The organism is Streptomyces sp. NPDC059895 (assembly GCF_042731035.1).
In the GTDB taxonomy this organism is placed as follows: Bacteria; Actinomycetota; Actinomycetes; order Streptomycetales; family Streptomycetaceae; genus Streptomyces.
Window position 1 is genome coordinate 23,859 of the sequence record NZ_JBHWKO010000010.1, and the last position, 24,158, is coordinate 48,016.

General features: G+C 71.6%; 25 protein-coding genes and 1 pseudogene. 12 read left to right on the top strand and 14 right to left on the bottom strand.

Annotation, left to right across the window (positions count from 1 at the left end):
* Positions 1-180: 180 nt before the first annotated feature.
* Entirely contained in the window at positions 181-585 is a 405-nt protein-coding gene (locus tag ACFV9M_RS14370; RefSeq protein ID WP_385065809.1) for a hypothetical protein, read from the top strand.
* A gap of 207 nt (positions 586-792) precedes the next feature.
* On the opposite strand, the gene ACFV9M_RS14375 is transcribed toward ACFV9M_RS14370, so the two are convergent.
* The 3 genes from ACFV9M_RS14375 to ACFV9M_RS14385 all read right to left on the bottom strand — a co-directional run bounded on the left by ACFV9M_RS14375 (position 793) and on the right by ACFV9M_RS14385 (position 5,201).
* Positions 793-2,016 carry a glycosyltransferase gene (locus ACFV9M_RS14375; RefSeq protein ID WP_385065808.1) on the bottom strand — a complete coding sequence of 408 codons (1,224 nt, stop codon included), beginning with the start codon at positions 2,014-2,016 and terminating at the stop codon, positions 793-795.
* 225 nt (positions 2,017-2,241) lie between these two features.
* Positions 2,242-4,893, bottom strand: a complete 2,652-nt coding sequence (locus ACFV9M_RS14380; protein ID WP_385065805.1) for a tyrosinase family protein — start codon at positions 4,891-4,893, stop codon at positions 2,242-2,244.
* On the bottom strand, positions 4,890-5,201 hold the full coding sequence (locus tag ACFV9M_RS14385) for a hypothetical protein (protein ID WP_385065802.1): 312 nt from the start codon (positions 5,199-5,201) through the stop codon (positions 4,890-4,892). Before ACFV9M_RS14385 ends, ACFV9M_RS14380 begins: the two co-directional genes overlap by 4 nt.
* A 238-nt stretch (positions 5,202-5,439) precedes the next feature.
* On the opposite strand from ACFV9M_RS14385, the gene ACFV9M_RS14390 reads away from it, so the two are divergent.
* On the top strand, positions 5,440-5,832 hold the full coding sequence (locus ACFV9M_RS14390) for a hypothetical protein (RefSeq protein WP_385065799.1): 393 nt from the start codon (positions 5,440-5,442) through the stop codon (positions 5,830-5,832).
* Here the strand turns inward: ACFV9M_RS14390 and ACFV9M_RS14395 are convergent.
* Both ACFV9M_RS14395 and ACFV9M_RS14400 read right to left on the bottom strand, forming a co-directional pair.
* Positions 5,763-6,377, bottom strand: coding sequence for a lytic polysaccharide monooxygenase (locus ACFV9M_RS14395; protein ID WP_385065796.1), 615 nt, complete (start codon positions 6,375-6,377; stop codon positions 5,763-5,765). The genes ACFV9M_RS14390 and ACFV9M_RS14395 overlap by 70 nt on opposite strands.
* 489 nt (positions 6,378-6,866) lie before the next feature.
* Positions 6,867-8,006 (bottom strand): glutathione-independent formaldehyde dehydrogenase, encoded by a 1,140-nt coding sequence (locus ACFV9M_RS14400; RefSeq protein WP_385065793.1) that lies wholly within the window; start codon positions 8,004-8,006, stop codon positions 6,867-6,869.
* 215 nt (positions 8,007-8,221) lie between these two features.
* Between ACFV9M_RS14400 and ACFV9M_RS14405 the strand changes: the two genes are divergently transcribed.
* A complete protein-coding gene (locus tag ACFV9M_RS14405) occupies positions 8,222-8,410 on the top strand; it encodes a hypothetical protein (RefSeq protein WP_385065791.1) in 189 nt (62 codons plus the stop codon).
* Between the two features lie 214 nt (positions 8,411-8,624).
* Positions 8,625-9,194: a tellurite resistance TerB family protein gene (locus tag ACFV9M_RS14410; protein WP_385065788.1), complete on the top strand. Its 570-nt coding sequence runs from the start codon at positions 8,625-8,627 to the stop codon at positions 9,192-9,194.
* An 88-nt stretch (positions 9,195-9,282) separates the two neighbouring features.
* Here the strand turns inward: ACFV9M_RS14410 and ACFV9M_RS14415 are convergent, their stop codons facing one another.
* Positions 9,283-10,044 (bottom strand): SDR family oxidoreductase, encoded by a 762-nt coding sequence (locus tag ACFV9M_RS14415; RefSeq protein WP_385065786.1) that lies wholly within the window; start codon positions 10,042-10,044, stop codon positions 9,283-9,285.
* A gap of 340 nt (positions 10,045-10,384) precedes the next feature.
* Between ACFV9M_RS14415 and ACFV9M_RS14420 the strand changes: the two genes are divergently transcribed.
* A complete protein-coding gene (locus tag ACFV9M_RS14420) occupies positions 10,385-11,245 on the top strand; it encodes a helix-turn-helix domain-containing protein (RefSeq protein ID WP_385065783.1) in 861 nt (286 codons plus the stop codon).
* Between the two features lie 61 nt (positions 11,246-11,306).
* Here ACFV9M_RS14420 and ACFV9M_RS14425 read toward each other — a convergent pair whose 3' ends face one another.
* Entirely contained in the window at positions 11,307-11,885 is a 579-nt protein-coding gene (locus ACFV9M_RS14425) for a restriction endonuclease (RefSeq protein ID WP_385065781.1), read from the bottom strand.
* Between the two features lie 510 nt (positions 11,886-12,395).
* Here ACFV9M_RS14425 and ACFV9M_RS14430 point away from each other — a divergent pair.
* Positions 12,396-13,151 (top strand): IclR family transcriptional regulator, encoded by a 756-nt coding sequence (locus tag ACFV9M_RS14430; RefSeq protein ID WP_385065779.1) that lies wholly within the window; start codon positions 12,396-12,398, stop codon positions 13,149-13,151.
* A gap of 141 nt (positions 13,152-13,292) precedes the next feature.
* Positions 13,293-14,471 (top strand): 4-hydroxybenzoate 3-monooxygenase, encoded by a 1,179-nt coding sequence (locus ACFV9M_RS14435; RefSeq protein WP_385065776.1) that lies wholly within the window; start codon positions 13,293-13,295, stop codon positions 14,469-14,471.
* A 309-nt stretch (positions 14,472-14,780) separates the two neighbouring features.
* On the opposite strand, the gene ACFV9M_RS14440 is transcribed toward ACFV9M_RS14435, so the two are convergent.
* The 4 genes from ACFV9M_RS14440 to ACFV9M_RS14455 form a co-directional block, all read right to left on the bottom strand.
* Complete coding sequence (locus tag ACFV9M_RS14440) at positions 14,781-16,007, bottom strand: cytochrome P450 (RefSeq protein ID WP_385065773.1); 1,227 nt, start codon at positions 16,005-16,007, stop codon at positions 14,781-14,783.
* 177 nt (positions 16,008-16,184) lie between these two features.
* The gene (locus ACFV9M_RS14445) at positions 16,185-17,378 is read right to left on the bottom strand and encodes an NAD(P)/FAD-dependent oxidoreductase (RefSeq protein WP_385065770.1); all 1,194 of its coding nucleotides are present in this window, start codon (positions 17,376-17,378) and stop codon (positions 16,185-16,187) included.
* Positions 17,375-17,605, bottom strand: coding sequence for a ferredoxin (locus ACFV9M_RS14450; protein WP_385065768.1), 231 nt, complete (start codon positions 17,603-17,605; stop codon positions 17,375-17,377). Before ACFV9M_RS14450 ends, ACFV9M_RS14445 begins: the two co-directional genes overlap by 4 nt.
* Positions 17,606-17,790: 185 nt before the next feature.
* Positions 17,791-18,456: a TetR/AcrR family transcriptional regulator gene (locus ACFV9M_RS14455; RefSeq protein WP_385065765.1), complete on the bottom strand. Its 666-nt coding sequence runs from the start codon at positions 18,454-18,456 to the stop codon at positions 17,791-17,793.
* Positions 18,457-18,693: 237 nt separating this feature from the next.
* Here ACFV9M_RS14455 and ACFV9M_RS14460 point away from each other — a divergent pair, with 237 nt between their 5' ends.
* Positions 18,694-19,179, top strand: coding sequence for a TetR family transcriptional regulator C-terminal domain-containing protein (locus tag ACFV9M_RS14460; RefSeq protein ID WP_385065764.1), 486 nt, complete (start codon positions 18,694-18,696; stop codon positions 19,177-19,179).
* A 50-nt stretch (positions 19,180-19,229) separates the two neighbouring features.
* Here ACFV9M_RS14460 and ACFV9M_RS14465 read toward each other — a convergent pair.
* Positions 19,230-19,361 (bottom strand): annotated as a pseudogene (locus ACFV9M_RS14465) (nitroreductase family protein); the annotation flags it as partial.
* A 262-nt stretch (positions 19,362-19,623) separates the two neighbouring features.
* Here ACFV9M_RS14465 and ACFV9M_RS14470 point away from each other — a divergent pair.
* The gene (locus tag ACFV9M_RS14470) at positions 19,624-20,280 is read left to right on the top strand and encodes an MSMEG_1061 family FMN-dependent PPOX-type flavoprotein (protein WP_385065761.1); all 657 of its coding nucleotides are present in this window, start codon (positions 19,624-19,626) and stop codon (positions 20,278-20,280) included.
* A 228-nt stretch (positions 20,281-20,508) separates the two neighbouring features.
* On the opposite strand, the gene ACFV9M_RS14475 is transcribed toward ACFV9M_RS14470, so the two are convergent.
* Together ACFV9M_RS14475 and ACFV9M_RS14480 are read right to left on the bottom strand one after the other, a co-directional pair.
* Positions 20,509-20,892 (bottom strand): peptidase inhibitor family I36 protein, encoded by a 384-nt coding sequence (locus ACFV9M_RS14475; protein WP_385065758.1) that lies wholly within the window; start codon positions 20,890-20,892, stop codon positions 20,509-20,511.
* 151 nt (positions 20,893-21,043) lie between these two features.
* Positions 21,044-21,178, bottom strand: a complete 135-nt coding sequence (locus ACFV9M_RS14480) for a hypothetical protein (RefSeq protein ID WP_385065756.1) — start codon at positions 21,176-21,178, stop codon at positions 21,044-21,046.
* Positions 21,179-21,277: 99 nt separating this feature from the next.
* Between ACFV9M_RS14480 and ACFV9M_RS14485 the strand changes: the two genes are divergently transcribed.
* The 3 genes from ACFV9M_RS14485 to ACFV9M_RS14495 all read left to right on the top strand — a co-directional run bounded on the left by ACFV9M_RS14485 (position 21,278) and on the right by ACFV9M_RS14495 (position 24,082).
* Complete coding sequence (locus ACFV9M_RS14485; RefSeq protein WP_385065753.1) at positions 21,278-22,384, top strand: hypothetical protein; 1,107 nt, start codon at positions 21,278-21,280, stop codon at positions 22,382-22,384.
* A gap of 254 nt (positions 22,385-22,638) precedes the next feature.
* Positions 22,639-23,157, top strand: coding sequence for a hypothetical protein (locus ACFV9M_RS14490; RefSeq protein WP_385065750.1), 519 nt, complete (start codon positions 22,639-22,641; stop codon positions 23,155-23,157).
* 82 nt (positions 23,158-23,239) lie between these two features.
* The gene (locus tag ACFV9M_RS14495; protein WP_385065748.1) at positions 23,240-24,082 is read left to right on the top strand and encodes a DUF4097 domain-containing protein; all 843 of its coding nucleotides are present in this window, start codon (positions 23,240-23,242) and stop codon (positions 24,080-24,082) included.
* The last annotated feature ends 76 nt before the right edge of the window (positions 24,083-24,158 follow it).

Sequence of the window (24,158 nt, forward strand, 5' to 3'; positions counted from 1 at the left end):
TGGACGCTCACCATGGCGATCGGCCACTTCTGCTTGTTCGTCCCGGTCGCTCTCATCGGCAGGCCGATCCCCGGTGGACCCGAGTGCCGGCCGGCCGCCCCTGTCGCTGCCTCATGTACTCCCCCGCACCTGAGTATCTGCGCTCTGTGCGGCGCCGGCGCCGGCCGCGAGGCTGGGGTCATGAACAAAGGACTGCAGAGACCCGGTTCCCGCCTCCTGTCGATCCTCGTGCCGGCTGCGGTGGCGTCAGCGGCGTGGGCGGCCTGGCTGGGCTGGGACCAGCATCGTGACGTGCACCCCGACGGTTCGACGACCGGCCCGTACGAGGCGTGGCAGGTGATCGGGCTGGTGCTGACCCTGCTGGCACCGGTGTGCTGGGCGGCATCCCGGCGCCACGTCGCGGGGGCCGTGCTCGGCACCACCGCCGGCCTCACCGCGGCCGCCTTCTACGACTGGTCGGACGACGCCAGCGGCCTTTTCGCCGTCGGTGCGGGGCTGGTCATGCTGGGAAGCCTCGCCGCGACCTCCGTCGTCTCCGCCGTGACCGCGGCGGCGGGACGGGGCCGCGGGCGGACCGCAGCTTGACCGCGTGCCGAGCAGGGCACGGTCGCGCACGCCGAGTCGGCGGTGCGGCCCGGCACAGAACGGGCGTTTGCCCCTGCTCGTTGATCCCGTGCAATGGACGTGCCGTGTGCTTCACGCGCCGTGTGGTTCACGCGCCGTGTGACTCACGCGCCGTGTGGTTCACGCGCCGTGTGGTTCACGCGCCGTGTGACTCACGCGCCGTGTGACTCACGCGGACATCGGCAGCCTTGCTCGGCTGACGGTGTCGAGCAGCAGCTTCGCGGCCACGGTCGCCCCGTCGGTGCGGACTGTGCCGGCCACGGCCCTCGCTCGTGCGCGGGTCTCGGGGCTCAGCGCCGTACTGAGCGCGGCGGACAGGGACTTCGTGGTCGGAGCCGAGCCGTCGTGTGCCGCGCCGATGCCCAGGTCGGCCACCCGGCCGGACCAGTACGGCTGGTCCGCTGCCTGGGGTACCACCACCTGGGGCGCGCCGGCCAGGGCGGCCGTCGTCGTGGTGCCCGCGCCGCCGTGGTGCACGACCGCGGACACCCGGCCGAACAGCGCCTGCTGATTGACCTCGCCGACGACGAAGCAGTCGTCCTGGTCGTCGATCAGCGCCAGATCGGCCCAGCCGCGGGAGACGAGCGCGCGGCGGCCCTGCGCACGGATCGCCTCGATGGACACCCGGGCGATGTCCGCCGAGACGCCGCGCATGCTGCCGTAGCCGACGAACACCGGGGGTGCGCCCGCGTCCAGGAACGCCAGCAGGTCGTCCGCCAACGGGCGCTCGTCCGGCAGGATCCACGCCCCGGTGTGCACGACGTCGAGCTCCGAGGTCTCCCGCCACGGCCCCAGGACCGGGTCCGACGCCAGCCACGGCCGGTCGGTGAAGACGAAGCTGTACACGTCGTCCACCGCGGGCAGACCGACCGAGGCCCGGTGGGCGTTGAGCGCCTCGCCGTGCAGCGCGTCGAAGGTCCGGGCGTTCAGGTCCCACAGCACCCGGTTGTCGGTCACGTCCGGTGGGTACGACTGGCCCGGCAGCAGCGCGGGGGGCGCCTGGTGCGGCGACCGCAGCAGGAACGGGCAGAAGGTCGCGTACACGTAGGGGACGCCGAGCTTCTCGGCCACCGACCGCGAGGCGAAGTGCGCGAGCCCGGTCGCCAGAAGGACGTCACACCCCTCAGCCGCCGCGGCGACCGTGCCGAACTGCGCGGCCAGCTCGGTCACACGCCGGGAGGCCGCCGATTCCGTCGACGGCGGCGCCATCGTCCCCATCGGCAGCCCGACCGGCACCAACTCCACTCCGACGCGGGCCGACAGCTGAGCGAAGCTCTCGTCCGGCGGGGCGCACACCCGCACCTCCGCGCCGAGCGCCCGCAACCGCACCGCGAGTCCCACCAGTGGTTCGACGTCCCCGCGCGACCCGTACGTCGACAACAACACCCGCACTTCGCAACTCCCCTGTCCGCCGGTAACGGCCTCGGCCGGAGATTCTGCGGCACGCCCCGGGCCTTGCCGCAAGCCCCCTTGTCCGCTATACGTTGAGCATGGCAAGGAGTGGGCGACCCCCTTGCCTTTCCTTGTGCCGTCCGCAGTGAACGGACGGCGGTGAACGGACGGCCTCCTGCCGACGTCCGCGACGACGACGTCGCCGATCGGAGTGGTCGGGCGGTTTCAGCCCGTCACCGGCTCACCGTCTTCGTCCGAGGCGACGACGTGGACCGGCGGGCCGTCCCCGCCCGCCAGCACGGCGGCGGTGAAGCACTGTTCCCTGGTGAACGGCGTCCGTCCATGCGTATGGCCCGTGGCGGTGACCCGGATCCGCCACACTCCCGCCATGCCCGCCTCGAACCCGCCGCGGAAGGCCCCCGGCAGCTCCTCGTCGAGCGGCACGCGCACCAGGACGCCGTCGGGACGCGTCACCTCCGCCGCCACCTCGGCCCCGCCCTCGATCCGCCGACCGAACTCGGTGAGGGAGGCGTCGATCCTGAGGGTCGCTCCCGGTTCCAGGCTCGGCTGGGTGAGCCGGGCATGGAAGCGCAGGTTGCTCCAGGCATGGACGAGGAGGCCGTAGCGCGGGCCGTGCGCCTCCAGCCCGTCCACGTCCACCAGCCGTGCCGGGTTGCCCTTCGCCTCGGTCCTGAGCCGGCCGGTCTCCTCGCGCACCGCGTCCTCGTCGGCCGTGAGGCGCACGTGCCAGGTGCCGGCATGCGCCCCGGGGCCGGCGTCCAGCGGCAGGCGGAAGCGGCAGTACGCCATGGCGGGGCCGGGTTGGACGGGTGCGCCCAGCGCGGCGAGGTCCGACTCCGTCAGCAGCTGCCCCGCCGGAGTCTCCAGCGTCAGGCGCACTGACGCCACGTCGCTCAGCAGGATCACCGTGGTCTCGATGTCCGCCTCCGTGAGCCGGAACGGGATGCGGACCTCCGCCGCGGGAGCCACGACGCCCGTCACGGTGCTCACCACGTCGTCGTCCGCGGCCAGGGCGAGGGCTTGCAGGACGTACGAGGAGAGGCGGAAGCGGTCGTCCGCGTCGGCGCCGAGGACGTCGGCGATCAGCAGGCTTCCTTCGGTCACCTGGGTCAGCCTGGTCAGCGCGGGGGCGCTGACCGGCTGGGCGCGGCCCAGGCCGACGGCAAAGGTCCGCAGGCCGATGGTCCCGGCGACCTCGTCCAGGAACTCGGGCTGGTTCTCCAGACCGTCGGTGACGACGACCAGCGCGTGGTCCGCGAAGTCGCGGAGTACCGGAACGACGGCCTGCTGGGCGGCGACCAGGCCGTCTCCGACAGAGGTGTCGCCGCCCGACTCCAGGGCGGCGACCGCCGCCAGGACGTCGCCGCGCTGGCTCACGTCCGGGGTGAAGGCCGCCGGCTTCACCTCGGAGTGCGCGTCCTCGTCGAACGCCACCACCCCGGCGCCGCTCCCGTCGCGGACGAGTTCGACGCCCTGGGCGACCGCCTCGCGCAGCAACCGCATCCGGCTGTCGCCGGTGCCCACGGGCCGGGCCATGCTGAGCGACTTGTCCAGCGCGAACACCACTGCGGTGGTCTGCCGCGCGACGGTGTTGGCCGTGAGGAGCACGTCGAAGACCTGGCCGGTCTCCACGCAGCGGATCTTCACCGGGCCGCGGGCCGCGGGCCCCGCCGCCGCCTCGCCCGTGAAGGCGAACCAGAACCGCACCACGTCGAACGGGGCGTTGTCGGTGACCGGGGCGTGGGTGACCGTCCCGCCGAGGGTGGTGAGTCCGTACGGCGCGACCGGTCCGCTGTCGGGCACGATCTCCAGGTGGACGGGGGCGGCGGCACGGACCCGGAACTCCGCGGGCCGCCAACGGGTCGTCGCCGAGGGGATGTTGCGGAAGTTCACGGTGGGCGTCGCCAGCTCCACCAGCGGCGGGTCGGTGTCGTAGACGAAGCCGAGGGTCCGGCGGTAGTCGAGGGAGCGGGCGGGTGTCGCGTCGGTCGTGACGAGGTGGGCCATGTCGTCGTGGAGGTTGTGTCCGACGGGACCACCGCTCGCCGGGAGGTACGGCGCGTTCGGGTGCGAGTGCTGCCAGCGGGCCCACAGGCGGTCGACGTTGCAGTGGTGCAGGAAGAAGACCGGGTCGTTGGGGGAGGTGCCGGGTCCCATGTCGCCGCCGACCCAGATGTGGACGCGGTTGTGCAACTGGGAGCCGGCTTCCGTGTCGGTCCGCCGCCAGCCCTCCAGCCGGTTGCGGAAGCTGCGTCGGCTCGGCCGCGCCCAGGGCTCCTCGTCGTATGTGTCCCAGTTGAGGACCATGTCCTCCACCTGGGCTGCCGTGGGGAAGACGGGCACGTTCCGGTCGGGTGGGCCGATCACTGTGCCGAGCGCCCGGACGATGCCCGGCCGGGGGACGAGACCGCCGGTCTCCAGATCCTCGATCAGGGCGGTCCAGTGCCGGAACGGCCCGGTGGTCACCTCGCCGTTCGGGCCGTCGCCGTCGCCGCCCACGTACACCGGGCCGGCGGCCGGGTCGGTGTTCCACAGCGGCGCCGCCAGGGGCGCGGCCGCGTCGGCCGACCAGTCCCAGTAGGGCAGGGTGACGTTCTTCTTCTTGGACTGGAGCAGCAGTTCCAGCTCCCGGCAGAGGTACCGGTGCCAGGGCAGGAACGCCGGGCCGCGGTGGGCGGCGTTGCGGACATTGGTGTCCGCCTCCTCGTCCGGCATCGGGGTCGCGTCCATCATGGCGTGGTGGTGGCGCGCGATGAAGTCGTCGTAGCTTCCATCGGCCTTGACCGCGTCGAGCGCGTCCTGGAAGTCGGCGAGCTCCTGCGGGGTCAGGCGGTAGATGTTCTTGCGGATGTTCACCGGACGCCGCCTCCACCGCCGTGTTGGTGATCGTGGTCGTGGTGGTGACCTCCACCACCGTGCCCGCCACCGCCGTGCCCGCCATGGCCGCCACCGCCGTGTCCGCCACGCAGGACCCACGTCCTGCCCTGCGTCTGCAGGAGGGACTCCACGAGGTCGTCGACGGTGGGGAATCCGGTGAACATGTTGGCGAGCTGACTGTGGTACTCGCCGTCCATGTACGTGACGTGGACGGGCATGCCGTCCAGCCGGAGATCGACGCCGCCGTCTTCCCTCTCGACGATCCGGACGTGCACCCCCCGGCTCACGTAGTGTCGGCTCTCAGGCCGCCCTGCGCCATGACTCGATGACATACAGTCACCATGTGTGACGAACGGTGACTTTCCCGTCGTGGCGCACCGCCGGGTGGCCGGGATTCACCCGGGCACGCGTCGCGGCGGTCCCGGTTTCAGGACCAGGCGATCTCGCCATGGCGGGAGACGAAGCATCCGGTGCCGGCGCCGGGCTCTTCGGTGGCGAGGGCGACGATCACCTGGGTGGGCCGCCTTGCTGGGCGACCCCTCCGCCTCGCCGCCGCGGCTGCGCAACTTCGCCCGCGACAGGTTCCCGGTGGATGCCGGCCCCGCCCACCTCGCGCTGTGGCCGGTGGCCGAGGCGGACAGCGACGCCACCGACGCCACCGACGCCGCCGTCGTCTCCGACCTGCGCCGCGCCACCGGCCGCTTCCCCCGGGACAGCCGCCTGGCCGCGCTGATCCGCGATCCCGTTGGGGGAACGTCTGCTGCCGGCGGCCCGGGACACGACCGGCGGGGGGTGCCCGCTGCCACCGGGCGCGACGCCTCGGCGAGGTGTCCGGTGGCAGCGGTGGTTCAGGTGAAGTTCACGTCACTGCACAGGAAGTACGTCTGGTCCATGTGCGACGCCTGCCAGATGGTGTAGACGACGTGCCGGCCGCTCAGGCCCGATGTGCTCACGTCGATCGAGTAGTTCTGGCTGGGCGCGTAGCTGCCCGTGCGGGCGACCAGTTGCAGGTCGCTCCACTGCAGCGGCTGGGTGGTGGGGTCGTAGCCCTGGCGGGTGACGTACACCAGGAAGTAGTCCGCGCCGTGGCTCGCCTGGTCGTACAACTGGACGGTGAAGTCGCTCGACAGGTCGGTGGTCTTCCACGGGCCCACGGCGTCCAGGGAGTTGTACCGGCCGCCCTCGGTCTGGCCGCCGCTGCACAGCTGGCCGTCGGGGATGACCGCCTGGAAGTCGCCTGCGGAGCCGTTGCGGTACAGGCCGTTCCAGTTCCACATGGCGTTGGGGTTGTCCTGCCATGCCTGCCAGCACATGGGGTCCTCCTGGGCCATGGCCGGGTTCTGGAAGTCGCTGCCCCAGCGCAGCCAGCAGCCGTAGTTGCGGGACGCCGGGTCGACGACCGAGCCGTGGGCCACGGCGGTGCCGCCCCCGGGGACAAGGCTGACCAGCAGTGCGGCGAGCACGCTCAGCAGAAGGGCCGGACAGGACCGGAGCCGATGCGTGTCGCGATCATGACAATATGTACGGCGCAACACAGTCTCCCTCTTTCGATGTGGGGTGCGAGGGTGTGGGAGCTGCGGGTGCGGGTGTGGAGGGTGCGGTTACCCTGGGAGCGCTCCCACATCGCACAGACTGCGCTCGGCCACACATGGTCGCAATGTCGAAATCAAGCCACTTTCACGCCTCACCGGCGCCGATCGACCAATGCCGGCAACCGGTCCCTTCTGCCGCCCACCGACACTCCCTCGCCGCTCGCGCCGGCCCGAACCGAGCCACCTCACGCGGGCACGAACCGAGCCACCTCACATCGGCACGAACCGAGCCACCTCACGCGGGCACGAACCGAGCCACCTCACATCGGCACGGACCGAGCCACCTCACATCGGCACGGACCGAGCCACCCCCTCCGCGCGAAACCCCCGGACCGGGCCCGGGGGTTTCCGTTTTCCTCCTCACGCATGCGGATGGAGAACGACCTTGGTGTAGCCCTCGATCCGCTTGTCGAACTTCTCGTACGCCGTCGGCGCCTGATCGAGGGGCAGTTCGTGGGACACCACGAAGCTCGGCTGAGCGCGGCCCTCGGCGATCAGATCACGCAGTTGACGGTTGTACCGCTTGACGTTGCACTGGCCGGTCCCCACGCGCAGCCCCTTTTCGAACAGGCGTCCGATGGCAACCATCAGCATGCCTTGCTTGGCCTGCTCGTCCGGTCCGCCCGGGTCGCGCGGAACGTACAGACCGGGCACGCCCAGAGCGCCCGTCGGCCTGACCGTCTCCACCAGCGAGTTCAGCACGGTCGCCGGCTCCTCGCGTTCCTCGCCGCGCGCCTGGGCCTGGTAGCCCACGGCGTCGATGCCCTTGTCCGTGCCCTGCCCCGCGGTCTGCTCCCGGATCTGCTCCACCGGGTTGCCCTGGGTGAAGTCGACCGGTACGGCGCCGATCTCCTCGGCCTTCTGCAACCGCTCGGCCACCCGGTCGACCACGAACACCTTGCTCGCCCCGCGCAGCATCGCCGAGTAGGCGGCCATCAGCCCGACCGGGCCGCCACCGTAGACGGCGACGCTCTCGCCGGGGCGCACGTCGGCCAGTTCGTTGCCGTGGTAGCCGGTGGGGAAGATGTCGGCGAGCAGGACGAAGTCGGTCTCCTTCTCGGTGCCCTCGGGGAGCTTCAGGCAGTTGAAGTCGGCGTAGGGCACACGCACGTACTCCGCCTGGCCTCCCACATAGGGCCCCATCGCCACGTAGCCGTAGGCGCCGCCGGCGAAGCCGGGGTTCACGGTCAGACAGAATCCGGTGAAACCCGCCGTGCAGTTCTTGCAGAAACCGCAGGCCACATTGAAGGGCATGACGACCCGGTCCCCACGGCTGAGCATCGTCACCCCCTCACCGGCCTCCTCGATGACCCCCAGATTCTCGTGGCCGAAGACGATTCCCGGCTCGGCAGCGGTGCGGCCCTCGTACATGTGCAGGTCGGAGCCGCAGATGGCGGTCGACGTGACGCGTACGATCACATCGTTCGGGTGCTGGATCCGGGGATCTTCCACTTGCTCGACCGCCACCTCGAACGGTCCCTTGTACACGACAGCCCTCATTGTCGAGCACCTCCACTCAACGTGCCTGCTCGATCACACACGGAAACGTCGGCTCCCGGGAGCCTCTGCGTCAGCCGAGGCCACGGACCTGAATCCGGGCAGCTCGACCGTATTTCTGTGGATTTCCTCATAGTCCAGACTGGTGCACGATGGGATGATTTGCATCCAGGGACTGCGAAGTCCTGCTTTCACACCATTCGGAAGGATCAAGAACCTTGAAGCGACGTCTCGGCGTGTTGCTCGTTCCGGTGTCCGGTCTGTCGGGCACCAGTTATCCGGTGGGGACCGAGGTGGCCATACGGGGCACCGGCGGCTCCGTCGACGGCTTCGTCCACGGAGACTGGCTGCCGCTCGCCTGGTGGGAGTTCGCCGACACCCCGCTGGACGACGCGCGCCACTCGTGACCCGCGGCGGGCCTGAGGACCCGGCCTCCCGCTGGGCGCCCCGGCACGCGTGTCGTCAGCGCGCGTTCTCCATCCGTCGGCGCCTCGACGCCGGTTCCACGCACCGCGCAACGACAGCGACGGAACTTCGAGGGGCCCGCGGGAGTTGATCAGGAGGACCGCGGATCACCCGCGGTCGACCGGAACGACACGGGGCGAAGCCGAGGTGGCACGGATGGCGATGTGGGATCGGATCAAGGATCAGGCCAAGGGGCTCCAGCAGCAGGCGCAGGGGGCCCGGGGCTCCGCGGGGCATGGGCGGCCCGGGGGGCACGGGCAGCCCGGGGCAGGGTCCGCCGGGGGGTCGAAGGCTCAGCTGGTGAACGTGCTCAAGTCGCAGCTCACCTCCCTCAAGGCGGAGCTGAAGAGCGGCGCCTACCGCGACGCCAGCATGGCCATGTGTGCCCTGGTCGCCGCGGCCGACGGACATGTCGACCCGGCCGAGCGGCAGCATGTGGAGTCGCTGCTGCTGCACAACGACGTCCTGCAGAACTTCCCGCCCGATCAACTGCGGCAGCGCTTCAACCGGCACGTCGACCAGTTGGCGCTCAACTTCCAGCAGGGCAAGGCCGAAGCCCTGCAGGAGATCGCCAAGGCGGCGAAGAAGCCGACGGAGGCCAGGGCGGTCGTACAGACCGGCTTCGTCGTCGCGGGTGCGGACGGATACGTAGCGCCGGCCGAGGAGCAGATCCTGCGCGAGGCGTGCTCGGTGCTGGGCCTGTCCCCCCAGGAGTTCGGCCTCTGACGCCGCGCACCAGCCGGGCCCGCACCTCGGCCGGCCATCGGTGCCGCGTCTCGGCGCCCCCAGCGGCCGCCCCGAGCGGCCGTCCGGCTCACTGACGGCTCGGGAGCGTCGCGAGGGCCTGCGACCGCTGGGCGACCAACGCGTCGTAGGTGCCGTCGCGCTCGGCCCACCGGTGCATCAGCACGCCCTTGACGAGGATCTCGTGCGGAGTGGGGTCGGTCTGGAGCAGGCCCATCACCTCGGTGGCGAACTCGGCCAGTGCGAGCGCGCGGGGGTTGCGCTGTGCGAGCTCCGGCGTGGTGGCGACAGCGGGGGGAACGAGTTCGGCGACCTCGATGCCGGTGCCGTCCAGTTGCGCGCGCAACGCCTCGGAGTAGGCGTGCACGCCGGCCTTCGAGGCGGCGTAGCTCGGCATGACCGGGAACGGCAGGAAGCCGATGCCCGAGGTGACCGTGACGACGGTGCCGGTGCCACGCCCGAGCAGGTGCGGGGTGAATGCGTCGACGACGCGGATGGTGCCCAGGAGGTTGGTGTCGATCGTCTTCCGCGCGGCGCCGAAATGTGCGGGATCGCGCAGGTCCTCGGGGATCATGACCCCGGACATCGTCACGACCGTGTCCAGGCCCGGGTGGCTGTCGAGGATCGTGTCGCGGGCACGGTCGACGCTGTCCTGGTCGGTCACGTCGATGGGAACGGTGGCGAACCCCTCGGCCGCGAGCCGGTCGAGCAGGTCGGTTCGCCGGCCGCCGACGATGACGTCGCTGCCGGCCGCGGCGAAGCGGCGAGCGAGTTCGAGACCGATTCCCGAGGTGGCGCCGGCGATGAAGACGGTACGGCTGCTGATGTCCACTGGTTGCTCCTGTTCAGGGCGCCGACAGCGATCAGCCGGCGGGCGCGGTCGATGATGGTTCGGGGTGCCGGCCGGGGCTGGCGCGCGAGGGTGCGCCCGGCCTAGCCGAGGGGACCGCGTGCTCCCTGCCGAGGCCGGGCACGGTGGGTCGCGTGATCCCTGCCGAGGCCGGGGACGGAGGGTCGCGTGATCCCTGCCGAGGCCGGGGACGGAGGGTCCGCGTGCGGCGGTCGGACTCCTTCAGTGTCGATCGGTTCTCCGGCCGCGGGCAGTGCCCCCGTCTTCCGGGGTCCTGGCAGGGCCCCCTCAGCCGAGGCGGCCCTGACCTACGATGCCGGACATGAGCGACGACGACCGCGCCAACCTGCTCGGCAGTTACCTCCGTGCCCGGCGGGCGCTGGTCGTTCCGGAGCAGGTCGGGCTTTTGGCGGGTGCCAATCGCCGTGTCCCCGGGCTTCGCCGTGAAGAGGTCGCGATGCTCGCGGGCATCAGCGCCGACTACTACCTGCGGCTGGAGCGCGGCCGCGACAAGAACCCCTCACCGCAGGTCCTCGAATCACTCGCGCGGGTCCTGCACCTTGACGAGCTCGAACAGGAATACCTCCTCGGTCTGGCCGCCTCGCGCCCGAGGCCGAGGCAGCGCCGGAAGCCCGAACGCGTCCCCGCGCGGTTGCATCAGCTCCTGGCGAGCGTGCAGGTTCCCGCGTTCGTGGAAGGGCGCGCGTTCGATGTGCTCGCATCCAACCGGCTCGCAGTCGCGCTCTCTCCGCGCCTTCAGCCCGGGTACAACCGTCTCCGGTCGCTGCTCCTCGATCCTGAGGAGCAGACGTTCCAGCAGGACTGGGCGCGCTCCACGGCAGGGTTCGTCGCTGCCTTCAGGAAGTCCGTCGGCGACGACATCGACAACCCGCGCTTCGTGGAACTGGTGGGCGAGCTGTCCCTGTCGAGCGAGCGGTTCAGGGCTCTCTGGGCGCGCCACGACGTCCGCGGCCTCGACGGCGGCACCACCACGGTGAACCATCCCGTCGTCGGCGAGCTGCGCCTGCACCGGGACAAGCTCCCCGTGGACGATCTGCTCCTGGTCCTCTACTACGCCGATCAAGGTAGCGAGAGCGAGGAGAAACTACGCCTCCTCGCCTCCACGGCGCAGACAGCACCCACACAACACCCACCCGGCGCGCGTCGGATCACGAACGGCTGAACCGAACAGTCACCTCGACGCACGGCGTGCGGTCGCTGGTGCTCGGCACGGCGGCGCCGCGTCAGTCACGGTCCGGGCGCAGTCGGCGGTTGGTGCCGGAGCGACCGATGTCCAACTCCAGGAACGAGGGCAGCGTGGTGCCGCTGTTCCAGAAGCCGAGCAGGTTGATGTCGATCAGGCACACGTTCTGCCGGGCGGCGAACTCGCGCGCTGGAGCGGTGAAGACGCAGGACGCGACGAAGAGGGGAACGTCTGCGCCGTGTTCGGCGCGGGCGGTGCCGTTGAATGTCTGGATGTCGCGGCTGCCGACACTGCGGTGCTTGGCATAGCGCTTGCACTGGATGACGAACTTCCTGCCGTCGGGCAGCCGGCCGATCACATCGGCCCCCAGATCGCCGGCGCCGCCGACCCGCTCGACGTCGGTGCAGCCGTCCCGGCGGCACAACCGCGCGACGTACTCCTCGAACTCACGGTCGTCCATCGCCCACACCGCTTCCAGCGACAGACGAGCCTGCCGCTGAGCCTCATCGGCGAGCCGCGCCTTCTCGGCACGTGCTTCACGGCGCCCGGCACGGACCAGCCCGGTGACGACGATCGCGAAGCCCCCGATGGCCGACACCACCAGCAGCACTGTGCCCATCCGTCTTCCCTCCGTCGTAGGGCGCTCTGCCGCTTCTGCCTTCCCGGCCCGAAGCCGGTCCATCCGGTGGGACCGGGTCCGTTCTCCGGGGGAGACGGCCGTGGATGGCAGAGGCGGGGGTCGAGGCCCGGTCGGCCGGCCCTCGGCCGTCGCCGCGCCGCGGGCGTGCCGGCGCCGATGTCAGCGCCCTTGTCCTGAGCCGCCCGGCGAGGCGGCGGCCTCGGCCACGCCGACTGCCCTGGGCCCGCACGGCCGCAGGCGGCGCAAGGCGCGGCGGGTCCGCTCGTGAGCCGCGCGATACTGGAAGACCGGGGTGGTCGCGCAGGTACGGTCGGCGGATCCCCGCCTTACGGCGGTCGGCCGGCACAGCCTCCGTCCATCGGGGCCGCGGCGATCGTCCGGCCGGTCTCGGTGAACGCCCCGGGCGTCGTCCGCGCGGCGCGGTCGCCGCGGGACGCCTGCCGGCGACGTCACCAGTGCCTCAGCGCAGAACAGGAGCAAGGACGCACCATGGCGAACTCACGGTCCGGGGAGTCGGTCACGGAGCGGATCGTCCGCGTCCTCGAAACGTTCGACACGGACCGCACGGTGCAGACGGCGGCTGAGATCGGGCGGCGCGCGAGGCTGCCGTCGTCCACCGCGCACCGGATGGTGGCCGAACTCGTGGAGTGCGGGCTGCTCGAACGGGACGAGGAGCAGCGCGTGCACCTGGGCATGCGGCTGTGGGAGCTGGCCCTGCGCGGCTCCCGCGCGCTCCGCCTTCGGCAGGCGGCGCTGCCGTTCATGGAGCGCGTGCAGGCCCGTATCCGGGAGCACACCCAGCTCGCGGTGCTGGAGAACGACGAAACGCTGTTCATCGAGCGCCTGTCCCATCCGCACGCGGGTGCGAACATCACCCGGATCGCGGGCCGGCTGCCCCTGCACGCGTCGTCGTCGGGGCTGGTCCTGCTCGCCCACGGCCCGCAGGATCTGCGGGAACGCGTCCTCGCCGGGCCGCTCGAAGCGGTGTCGCCGGAGACCCTGACCGACCCGGCGCGGCTGCACCGCGTCCTCGCCGGCATCCGCCGCGACGGCTTCGTCGTGGCGCCGGGGTCGGTCGAGGCGGTGTCCACGGGCATCGCCGTACCGATACGCGAGGGACGCGGACAGGTGATCGCCGCGTTGTCGGTCGTACTCCCCCGCGACGCGCCGACCCGCCCCGCGGCCGAGGAGCTGCGCGCCGCCGCATCGGGCATCTCTGCCGCAATCGGCGCACACCGCCCATAAGTGTCCGCCAACCGCCTTTGCCCTGGTCGGGTGGTGCGTCCCGGAGAAAACCCGATTCCCGTTCAATGGCAATGAGCGTCGTCGGCGAGGCCCAACCGGCGTCAGACTCCCTGCATCCCGCCAGCCGTCGAAGGAGACGACATGCCCGAACGCACCCGCGTCGCCATCATCGGCGCAGGCCCCGCCGGCCTGCTGCTGTCCCACCTGCTCGACCGACACGGCATCGAGTCGGTCGTCCTCGACTCCCGCACCCGCGAGCAGATCGAGACCACCATCCGGGCCGGCATCCTGGAACAGGGCACCGTCGAGATCCTGAGCGAGACGGGAGCGTCGGACCGGGTCCTCACGGTCGGACAGAAGCACGAGGGCATCGAGCTGCGCTTCGGCGGCGAGGGCCACCGGATCGACTTCACCGACACCGTCGGCCGGGCGGTGTGGCTGTATCCGCAGCACGAGGTGCTGAAGGACCTCGTCGCCGCGCGCCTCGCCGCCGGCCAGGACATCCGCTTCGGCGTGACCGCCCAGCGCGTGGAGGACGCCGAGTCGGAGCGGCCGCGCGTCATCGCCAAGGACGCCGAGGGCGACGCGGTCGAGATCGAGGCCGATGTCGTGGTCGGCGCGGACGGCTCGCGCAGCGTCGCCCGCGAGGCCGTCACCGGCACGTACGGCGGCTACTTCCGGGAGTACCCGTTCGCCTGGTTCGGCATCCTGTGCGAGGCGCCGCCCAGCGCCGAGGAGCTGATCTACAGCAACTCGCCGGACGGGTTCGCGCTCATCAGCCAGCGCAGCCCCGGCGTGCAGCGCATGTACTTCCAGTGCGACCCGGAGACCGACACCGAGGCGTACACCGAGGAGCAGCTGTGGGAGATCCTCCAGGCGCGCGTCCCCGGCACCACCCTCAACGAGGGCCGCATCTTCCAGCGGGACGTGCTGCGCTTCCGCAGCTTCGTCGCCCATGAGATGCGCCGCGGCCGGGTCGTGCTCGTCGGCGACGCGGCACACACCGTGCCGCCCACCGGCGCCAAGGGCATGAACCTCGCCGTCGCCGACGTCGTCCTGCTCACCGAGGCGCTGCGCGCCCTGCTGCACGACCGGGACGAGACCCTGCTCGACGCCTTCCCCGAGACCGCACGGCAGCGCATCTGGAAGGCCCAGCACTTCTCCTGGTGGATGACGAACATGCTGCACCTCCAGCCCGAGGCGAGCGACTTCGACCGGATGCGCCAGATCGGCGAACTGCGCACGGTCGTCGAGTCGGACGCCGGCCGCGCCTACCTCGCCGAGGCCTACACCGGCTGGCCGCTCCCGGGCCGCCGCTGATCCCCCGTCTGTCCCCGGCGCCTGCCGGCCGAGCCCGCCGACGTCGATGTCGATGAGGGCCGGCGCCAGGCCCCCACGGGCGACCGGCCGACGCCGGCCACCAGCCCCCGGCCCCGGCTCCGGAAGCCGGCCGGCCGGGGGCGGCGGGCAGCGGGCAGCGGGCAGCGGATCCGGCAGGGCGTCGATCACCGCCGGGGGCATCTGCCCCCTTGGCTCAGTGTGACCATCCGCTTCGGTCCGTCGCCCGCCCCACCGCGACGGCGTGATGCCGCGGTCGCCTGACGCCGACGCCCGTCGTCCGGCCGTCCGTCACCAGGTGACCGGCAGCTCGTGCAGGCCGTAGATCACCGCGTCGTGCTTGAACTTCACTTCATGCAGTGGTATCGCCGCGCGGAGTGTGGGGATGCGGCGGAACAGGGTCGGGTAGACCACCTGAAGTTCCAGGCGTGCCAGTGGCTGGCCCAGGCAGTGGTGGGTGCCGCCGCCGAACGCCTGGTGGCGGCGAGCGTTGCGGGTGATGTCGAGCCGGTCAGGGGTGGCGAACACCTTCGGGTCGCGGTTGGCCAGCTCGCCCAGCAGGATGACGCCGTCACCGGCCGGGATGGTGTGCCCGGCGACGTCGATGTCCTCCAGCGCGGTGCGCCGGCGGCCCAGGTGCACGATCGACAGGTATCGCAGGAGCTCCTCCACCGCGTTCACGACGATCTGCGGGTCCTGGGCGTCGCGGATCATCTCCAGCTGCTCGGGGTGCTGCAGGAGGGCCAGCGTGCCCAGGCTGATCATGTTGGCGGTGGTCTCGTGGCCGCCGAGCAGCAGCAGAACGCCCATGGTGGCGGCTTCGCGCGCCGTGAGTTCACCGGCCCGCACCCGCGCGCCCAGCGTGGAGATCAGGTCGTCACCCGGATCGGCGATCTTCTGGGAGACCAGGGCGTCCAGGTAGTCGGTGAGCGCCGTGTGGGCCGAGCCGCGGTCGGCTCGACCGGCGGTGGCGGAGACCAGTACCTTGCTGTTCGCCTGGAAGAACGCGTGGTCGTCGTACGGCACGCCGAGCATCTCGGAGATCACCAGGGACGGCAGGGGCAGTGCCAGCGCCTGGACGAGGTCGGCGGGCTTGGGGCCGGCCAGCATCCGGTCGATGATCTCGTCGGTCATACGGTGCACCGCGGGGCGCATCGCCTCGACCCGCTTGATGGTGAACGTGCCGCTGATCATACGGCGCAGCCGGGCGTGCTCGGGGTCGTCCATGCCGACGAAGCTGAGGTCGGTGGCGCCGCCGTGGCTGTGCCGGGGGTCGATCGGGCTGGGGAAGTCGGGAGCGGCGAAGTCGACGCTGAGGCGTGGGTCGGTCAGCAGCTCCTTCTGCTCGGCGTGACCGGTCACGGCCCACGGTGTCGACCCGCCCCAGGAACGCACCCTCGTGACCGGTCCGTGATCGGCGAGGGCCCGCAGCTCCGGCGAGGGATCGAAGGGGCACGCGGCGGAGCGTGATGGGGGGAAGTCCGGAATGGTCTCGTCGGTGTCGCTCTGAGAAGTCATCGTGCAACTCCTGGTGTGGGGAAGCGGCGGACGGTGTTCACCGTGACCGGCGGACCGGCCGACGGGGGGTGGGGGCCGGGCCAACGGCCGGACACGGCTGCGTGGGTGGCGGCAGGCCGTGCCCGGCGGCGGGGCGCGGACGGTGCGCGAGGCTGCTGGGATCTTGTCCGTCCGGTCTCACGGGGTGACGGACCGCTGAGGGCGCGTGTGGTGGTCGACCAGATGCGCGCGCTGGAGGCGCGTCTGCCTGGGCATGTTCCATCCCAGAACGCTCTCAGGGCCTCGGAGGCCTTCGTAGCGGACCAGGAAGCGTCCCTCGTGCGGATCGCCTTCGACGATCTCGGCCCGAGCGCCGGCGGAGGCGATGCCGTGGACCTGAAGCCTGGCGTCGAACTGGTCGGTCCAGTAGTACGGCACGGGCATGTAGGGCCGGCCGCTGCCGAGGATGTCCGAAGCGACGGCGAGGGCCTGCTCGGATGCGTTGGTCCTGTTCTCCAGACGCAGGAGACGGCCCAGTCCCTCGTGGTGCCAGCGCGCCACGTCCCCCACCGCCCAGACCCCCTCGGCGGCCCGGCAGTAGGCGTCGCAGACGACACCGTCGTCCAGGCGCAGGCCGCTGTTCCCCAGCCAGCCGGTGGCCGGGGTGCAGCCGACCGCGGTGATCACGACGTCCGCTTCCAGGTCGGTGCCGTCGCTGAGCCGTACCCCGGTGACCGCGTCCCCGCGCGTGTGCAGGGTGTCCAGCAGCACCCCGCCGCGCACCACCACGCCGTTGCGCCGGTGCAGGTCGGCGAGGCGCCCGGCGACCAGCGGGCCGAGCTGCTCGGTCATCGGGGCCGGCTGCGGGCCGGCCAGGGTCACGTCCAGGCCCATCTGCCGTGCGGTGGCCGCCGTCTCCGCCCCCAGCACGCCGTCGCCGATCACCACGACGCGGCGTGCGGAGAGCAGACCGGCGCGCAGCGCGGTGGCGTCCTCGAGGTTCCGGACCACGTGAGTGCCGCGTATCCCGCGCTGGGCCGGCAGGATCCGGGCGGTGACGCCGGTCGCGATGACGACCGCGTCCGCTGTGAGGGTGCGCCCGGCCGTGGTGGTGGCCTCGCGTCGGCAGGCGTCGAAGCCGATCGCGGGATCGCCGAGCACGAACTCGGCGTCCAGGGCTGCCAGTGCCTCGGCGGAGCGCAGCGCGGCACGACGCGGCTCCCAGGCCCCGCTCAGCACCTGCTTCGACAACGGGGGCCGGTCGTAGGGAAGTTCACGCTCGGCGCCGAGCAGGGTCAGGGATCCGGTGTAGCCCTTGCGGCGCAGTGCTTCGGCCGTCGCCAGGCCTCCGGCCGAGGCTCCGACGATCAGCACGCTCGTCACGGCGCTCATGCGTCGTCTTCCAGGTGGATGTCTTCCAGGTGGATGTCTTCCAGGTGGATGCATGCGGCGGGGCAGACGGCGGCGGCCTCGCGGGCCTGCTCGTGCCGGTCCTGCGAGGGCGTGGCGTCGAGCAGGACGACGACGCCGTCGTCATCGCGCTGGTCGAAGACCTCCGGGGCGATCAGCACGCACTGGCCGGCGCCGCAGCACTTGTCCTCCTCGACGGTGATCTTCACGGTTCTCCTCGTCCTTCGGTGGTGGGGGGACATCGGGGTGTGGCATGGCCGGGAGCCGGTCCCGGGCCGGCCGGGTCAGCGCCTCATGAGGTTTCCGCGCGGTGACCGCGCGTGCGGCGCTTCTGTCCGTCGACGGTGATCTCCGTGGTTTCTTCCGGTCGGGCGGGGCGGTGCGATCCGGGGTCTCAGCGGTGGGTGACGGGCGCGGTCAGCAGTCCCACCAGCGCGTCCTCCAGGGCGCGGGCGGTGCGCTGCCATGAGGCACCGGGTTGGGCCGTTCCCGCGGCCAGGGCCCGCTCGTGCTCGGCGCACGTGTGGAGGATCAGGTGGCGGGCCATGTCAGCGCGCTCACGGCGCACATCGGCGGGGACGGCCGGCCCCAGACACCTCCCCAGCTCCCGCAGCGTGTGCCACAGGCTCTCCCGGGTGAGGGACTCGTCGGTGACCACGGCCCGCATCAGGGGATCGGTCAGTGCCTGCACGGTGAACCGCGCCTGCCAGGACGGCACACCGAGCGTGTCCAGATGCTCGGTCACCGGACGTACCAGGCACCGCACCCAGTCCCTGACGTCGTCGCTCTCGCCGACGGCTTCCACGTGCCGTCGGCGGAGGGCGTCGACCGCCGTGCCGTGCCTGGTCATGATGGTGTGCACCAGCGCCGTCTTGCTGCCGAAGTGGTAGCTGACGACGGTGGTGTTGCCCTGCCCGGCCGCCTCGCCGATCTGCCGGTTGGAGACGGTGGACAGGCCGTGCTCGGCGTACAGCCGCTCGGCCGCCGCCATGATCGCCTCTCGTGTCCCGGCTCCGCGTCCGGGTCCGCGCTCCGTTCGGTCGGCGGTGTCGTTCACCATGTCGTCGGCACCTCTCGCGGGGTGGCCGGCATGCCCTTCCGGCGCCGCGGTTCCGTGGCATCGGTGGCCGGCTCCAGGCCGGGAAGGCGGCTCGGCGGCATGCCGGGCACCGCCTGCTGTCCGGTGCGGGCCACGTGGTCCTGAGGCTGTGCCGGGCGTGTCCGACGCATGCCGTCCCCTCCGATCGGTCGCCCGCCCACTGAAGCCCAGCCCGCCCACTTGAATCAACCGCCTGACTTGAACGAAGGGGGAGGTAGGCCGAAAACACGTCGTCGCTACTTCCCCGAGGGCAAGCAGCAGCTGGCCGCCGAGGCCGTCCGGTACGCCGGCGACACGATCGCCCGCACACTCCGCGAGGAGTTGGAGGCCGGACCGGTCGCGGGCCTCGCGGCGTTCCTCGGCCTGTGGCGCACGATCGTCGTCAAGACCGGCTTCCGGGCCGGCTGCCCCGTCCTTGCCGTCGCCGTCGAGGAACCTCCCACCGACGAGCTCCCTCCGGCCGTGGCCGCCGCAGCCGGGGCCTTCGAGTCCTGGGAACGCCTCCTGGCCACCTCGCTGCGCCAGCACGGAGTGCCGACCGAGCAGGCCGCCCAACTGGCCACGCTCACCGTCGCCGCCGTGGAGGGCACCGTGGCCATGTGCCGCGCCAAACGCAGCACCGAGCCCCTCGACCGCGCCGCCGCACAGCTCCACGCACTGATCGGCGGCGCGGTCGGCACCTGACCGTGCCCGCGCCCCGCGATGCGGCCGGGGGCCGCCGCGGTCCGGGGCCGCGGCTGGAGGTTCCCACTCGACGGAGCCCGCGTCGCCGCAGCCGGCACGCGTACGAGCACCTCTTCGGGTACCGGCTCGTCGCTGAACGCCCGCACGGCGCAGCGACGGTCCACAGCTTCGTACACATCCACGCCTTCTCGCCCTCCCCCTCGACGACAACCACCTCTCCACCGTCTTCAGCACGCACAAGAGGCGGCAAGGTGACCCGGATCGCACTTCGCCCCAACGGGCTGACCCGCGATTGATCCTGGGGCGTGTTCGCCTGCGCGTTCGACTGGGTCGTGGGTCGTGGTTCAGCAGGCTTCACACGCCGGACAACTCGCGCGGGTGTCTCCATGCCCCCGCACTCACCGACCAAGATCAAATTGCGGGTCGGCCCATTAAGGTCGGGGCATGACACCCTTTGCCAGCAGCGCCTTCGACTCGCTCCGCATCGACGCCGTGCCCGACCAGGAGGCGCTGCGCCGGGCCTACGAACTCCCCGGCGACGCGGCCGTGCGCAAGCAGATGACCGAACTCACCGAACAGACCCAGCGGTTGATCGGATGCTCATCGCTGGTCCTGGTCGCCAGCGCGGACGCCGAGGGCAACTGTGACGTTTCCCCGCGCGGCGGTCCCGCCGGGTTCGTCGCCGTCCTGGACACACGGACGGTGGCGATACCGGACGCGACCGGCAACAAGCGTCTGGACACCCTGCAGAACGTCGTTGCCACCGGACGGGCCGGGCTGCTGTTTGTCATCCCGGGGCGCACCACGACACTCAGGGTGAATGGCCGGGCCTGCGTCTCCACCCGCCCTGAGCTGCTGTCGCAGCTGACCGCCGTGGGCAAGCCGCCGGCCAGTGCGCTGGTGGTGGGGATCGAGGAGGTGTACCCGCACTGCCCCAAGTCGCTGCTGCGCAGCGGGGCCTGGAAGCCGGAGCAGTGGCTGCCGGCGGACGCCCAGCCGACCTCGGCCGAGGTGACGCTGGCCCAGCTGCGGATGCCGGAGCTGACGATCGCTGACATCGAGCAGGCGGAGGCGGATTCGCTGAAGTACCGGTACGAGTAACGGGCCGACCAACGATTGCTGAACCACCAGCTCGCCGAACCCCCAGACCAGCACGCCCCGAGATCAGTCGCTGGGCCTCCGGCTCGAGTCGGCGTGGTCGCCGCCGACGACCATGCTCAGGGCGGCGGTCCGTCCACCGCCCGCAGGCCGCCCACCAGCGCCCCGCGCCCTCGGACGTGCCGGGACCGGCTGGCCGGCTCGCCGTCCCGGCACGTGTGGTGGGGGTGGTCAGCCGCAGTCGTTGCGGTTGATCTTCAGGGAGCGGGTCTGGTCGTTGAGGTTGTAGCCACGCAGGTCGTGGAGGGAGCCGCCGCTACGGGTGATGCACACCCAACGGCCGTCGTGGTTGCGCTTCTCGTAGACGCGGGCGGTGCGGTCGGAGTTGTTGCGGATCGAGCTGCCCCGGTCACGGATCGCGGGCGGAAGGTCTTTCACACTGCCGTCCACGGCCCGCCACACCCACGGCTGCCCGCCGAAGTGGATCTCCGGGTAGATGCACACGTAGCCGGACGGGCAGTCGATCGCGGCCCGCACCGCGCCGGCCGCACTGGAGGCGGAGGCCGGAACGGCCAAGGGAAGGAGAGCCAGGGCGGCGACGGCCCCGGTACACATCAGGTGTTTGATCACGGCACCACACATACTGGTCACCCGGTACCGCGCAGGCGGGCTTGCCCGTAGGTTCACCTGTGCGGAGGAGCGTGGTGTCCGCACGACAGGCGCCCGCGGCGGGCCCGCGCATCCGACTTCCGCCGGCGGGTGGGAATCAGCCCCGCAGGGCGTGCCGTACGGCGGTGAGGCCGATGCCGCGCAGGGCGCGGCCGGGGAAGGGTCCGCCCTCGACGGACATGTCCGCGCCCTGGACGGCGTAGGAATCATCATCCGGAATGGCGCGAAACAAGACTTCGCATCCGATGTTTCTGCCGCCCGCGATCACGACCCCCTACTCTACGGCTGATCAAAACATCGACGGCTTCAGGGCAACGGCGGGGGAAAGCACATGACATATCGGCGCGCGGTGATACCGGCACTGGCCGGAAGCCTGTTGATGACGCTGTTGCTGTGGTGGGCGGGGGCGAGCGCGCAGGCACTCCAACTGCGCGGCAGCACCAGCGTGTTCGACGTCGAGTCCGCGAGCGAACTCCGGCGATGGCTCGCGCCCTGGTCGTACGACGCCGGGCCTGCGGGCGGGGACGCGGCCTTGACCGGAGGCACCCGATACTCCGATCTGTACGGCACCGCGATGCAGATCAGGTTCGTGGCGGTCTTCGCGTTCTTCCTGGCCGGCGCACTGCTCCTGATACGCAGGATTCCGCCGACGCGGGGCCGTACGCCGCCCACGCTGCTCGCGCTGTGGGCCTGGGGCCCGGTGGCCGGAACGCTGGCCGTGACGGTCTCCGCGCCGTGGCTGATCGCAGCCGGGGGACACGGCAGCTACCGGTTCCTGCCGCGACTGGCCGGACTGATCGCGTCGAGCGGCCCGGTGATGGTGGCGACGGCGCTGTTGACCGCCCTGCTCACGGTGCTCGTGGCACGCGTCACCGCCGAGGGCGCGGATCCGGTGCCCTTGCGTGGTGTGCCGCCGCGCGCTGCCCGTCTGGCCGCGAGCGCCGGAACCGCGGTGATCGCGGTGTCGCTGGTGATCCTTTCGTACACATCGGTGGCGGCCTGGATCCAGACGTCGTTCACCGGCGCAGGGCTGCTGTCCGAGCCCGGCGACCTGCTCCGCGAGTGGCTGCTGCTCGGCAGTTGGACGGGACCGGCGAGCGCGCCGCTCGGCGACTGGCTGCTGTATCGAGCCGCCGACGTGCTCATGCTGGCCGTGGTGTGGTGGGCGCTGCGGCTGCTGCCCGGCCTGCTCACCCGAACCACGGTGCCGGCGATGGCGGTGGGCGCGGTCTGCGCGACCGTGCTGGGACTGCTGGCGAGCCAGGTGCTGCACATGGCGGTGGACGACACCGTCACCGTGTGGGGACCTGTGCACCTGTTCTCGAAGCTCGGCGACCACGTCCCGGCCGCGCTCACCTTCGGCCTCGTGGCGGGGCTGGTGTCCCTTGCGGCACTGCGGCTGGCCGGGGGCCGTGACACGGTCGATTCCTCCCGGTGAGGTGAGGGAAAGGGCCGACCCCTCGTGCGACATCGCGCGTCGCTGCGTGACGTCGAGTGGCGCAGGCGTGGTGCCATATGGCGCCACCCGGCATCACCCCACGCACCCAAAGGCATACGAGCACGCATGGTGCCGCCATCCTTCAGACAGAAATCATCACGTCTGCGCAGGTCAGATGGCCTACTTCAGCCGACCGTCCAGAGATGCCCGCCGACAGCTTGCGCATGGAGCCATTGTGGCGCCATGATGGCGTCATGGACCTCACTCCGTATGTCCAAGCCCTCCGCCGCGAGCTCGCGGTGGCCGCCGAAGCAGGCGGGGACGACGCCCGCGAGCTGGCCGAGAGGCTCACCGCTCCCCTGGAGTCGGCGACCCGGCTGACCCTGCTCGACGCGCTCTCCGCCGCGGTGAACGAGATCACCCGCGAACTCGCCCCCGGCTCGGTGGACATACGGCTGCGCGGGCTCGACCCCGACTTCGTGGTGACACCGCCGCCCGCCGACGGCGGCGCCCCCGGGGAGCAGGCCGCGCCGGTCGAACCGCTCAGGGCCCCGGCCCCGGCCGACGGCGACGAGGGCGGCACCGCCCGCGTCAACCTGCGCCTGCCGGCCCACCTCAAGACCCGCGCCGAGGAGGCCGCGACCCGCGAGGGCCTGTCGGTCAACGCGTGGCTGGTGCGTGCCGTGTCGGCCGCGGCCGGCGACGGCACCCGGCCGCGCGCGGCGGAGAGGACCCGGACCATCGGACAGAGCTTCACGGGCTGGGTGCGCTAGCCGCGCCCCCGCCCGCACCACTACGCCCACACCACGTCCCACCAGCGGGGACGTCCTGAAGACCCAAGAGGACGGGACAGCCATGCCTTCTTTCGACACTCCCGGACCGATCTCGGCCACGGCGCACGTGGAGGCCGGTTCCATCCAGTTCACCGCGGGCGACCGCCTCGACACCGTCGTCGAGGTGCGGCCCCGCGACCCGAAGCGGGAGCAGGACCTCCGGGCGGCCGACCAGACCGAGGTCACGTACGCCAGCGGCTCACTGACCGTCAGGACGCCCAAGTCCCATCTGTTCGGCCGCACCGGCACCGTCGATGTGACGGTCGAACTGCCCACGGGCTCGCACATCGACATGACCGGCGCCTGGGCCCAGGTGCTCGGCGAGGGCCGGCTCGGCGAGGTCCGCGTGAAGACCTCGTCCGGCGACGTCCGCCTCGACACGACCGGCCCGCTGAAGCTGACCGCGTCGCACGGCTCGATCACCGTGGACCGGGTCGAGGGCATGGCCGAGATCACCACCAGCTCCGGCAGCCTGCGCGTCGGCCTCGTCGACGGCCCCGCCGTCCTGAAGAACTCGCACGGCACCACGACCGTCGGCGCCGCGACCGGCGAACTGCGGGTGCGCGGCGCAAACGGCGACATCGAGATCCGGCGCGCCGAGGACTCGGTCACCGCCGTCACCGCCCACGGCACCCTGCGCGTGGACGAAGTGGCCCGCGGCTCCGTCCTGCTGGAGACCTCCTACGGCGCCATCGAGGTCGGCGTCCGCGAGGGCACCGCCGCCTGGCTCGACGTCCGCTCTGGCTCCGGACAGGTGCGCAACACGCTCACCGCGTCCGAGACCCCGGAGCAGACCGAGGACACCGTCGAGGTACGCGCCCGCACCCGGCACGGCAACATCCACGTCCGCCGCGCCAAGGCCTGAGCCCGGAAGAACCGGCCTCGACCACTCACTCCCCCAGCCGCTCCAACCTTCGGACCCGGGAGGGCCCCATGCCTTC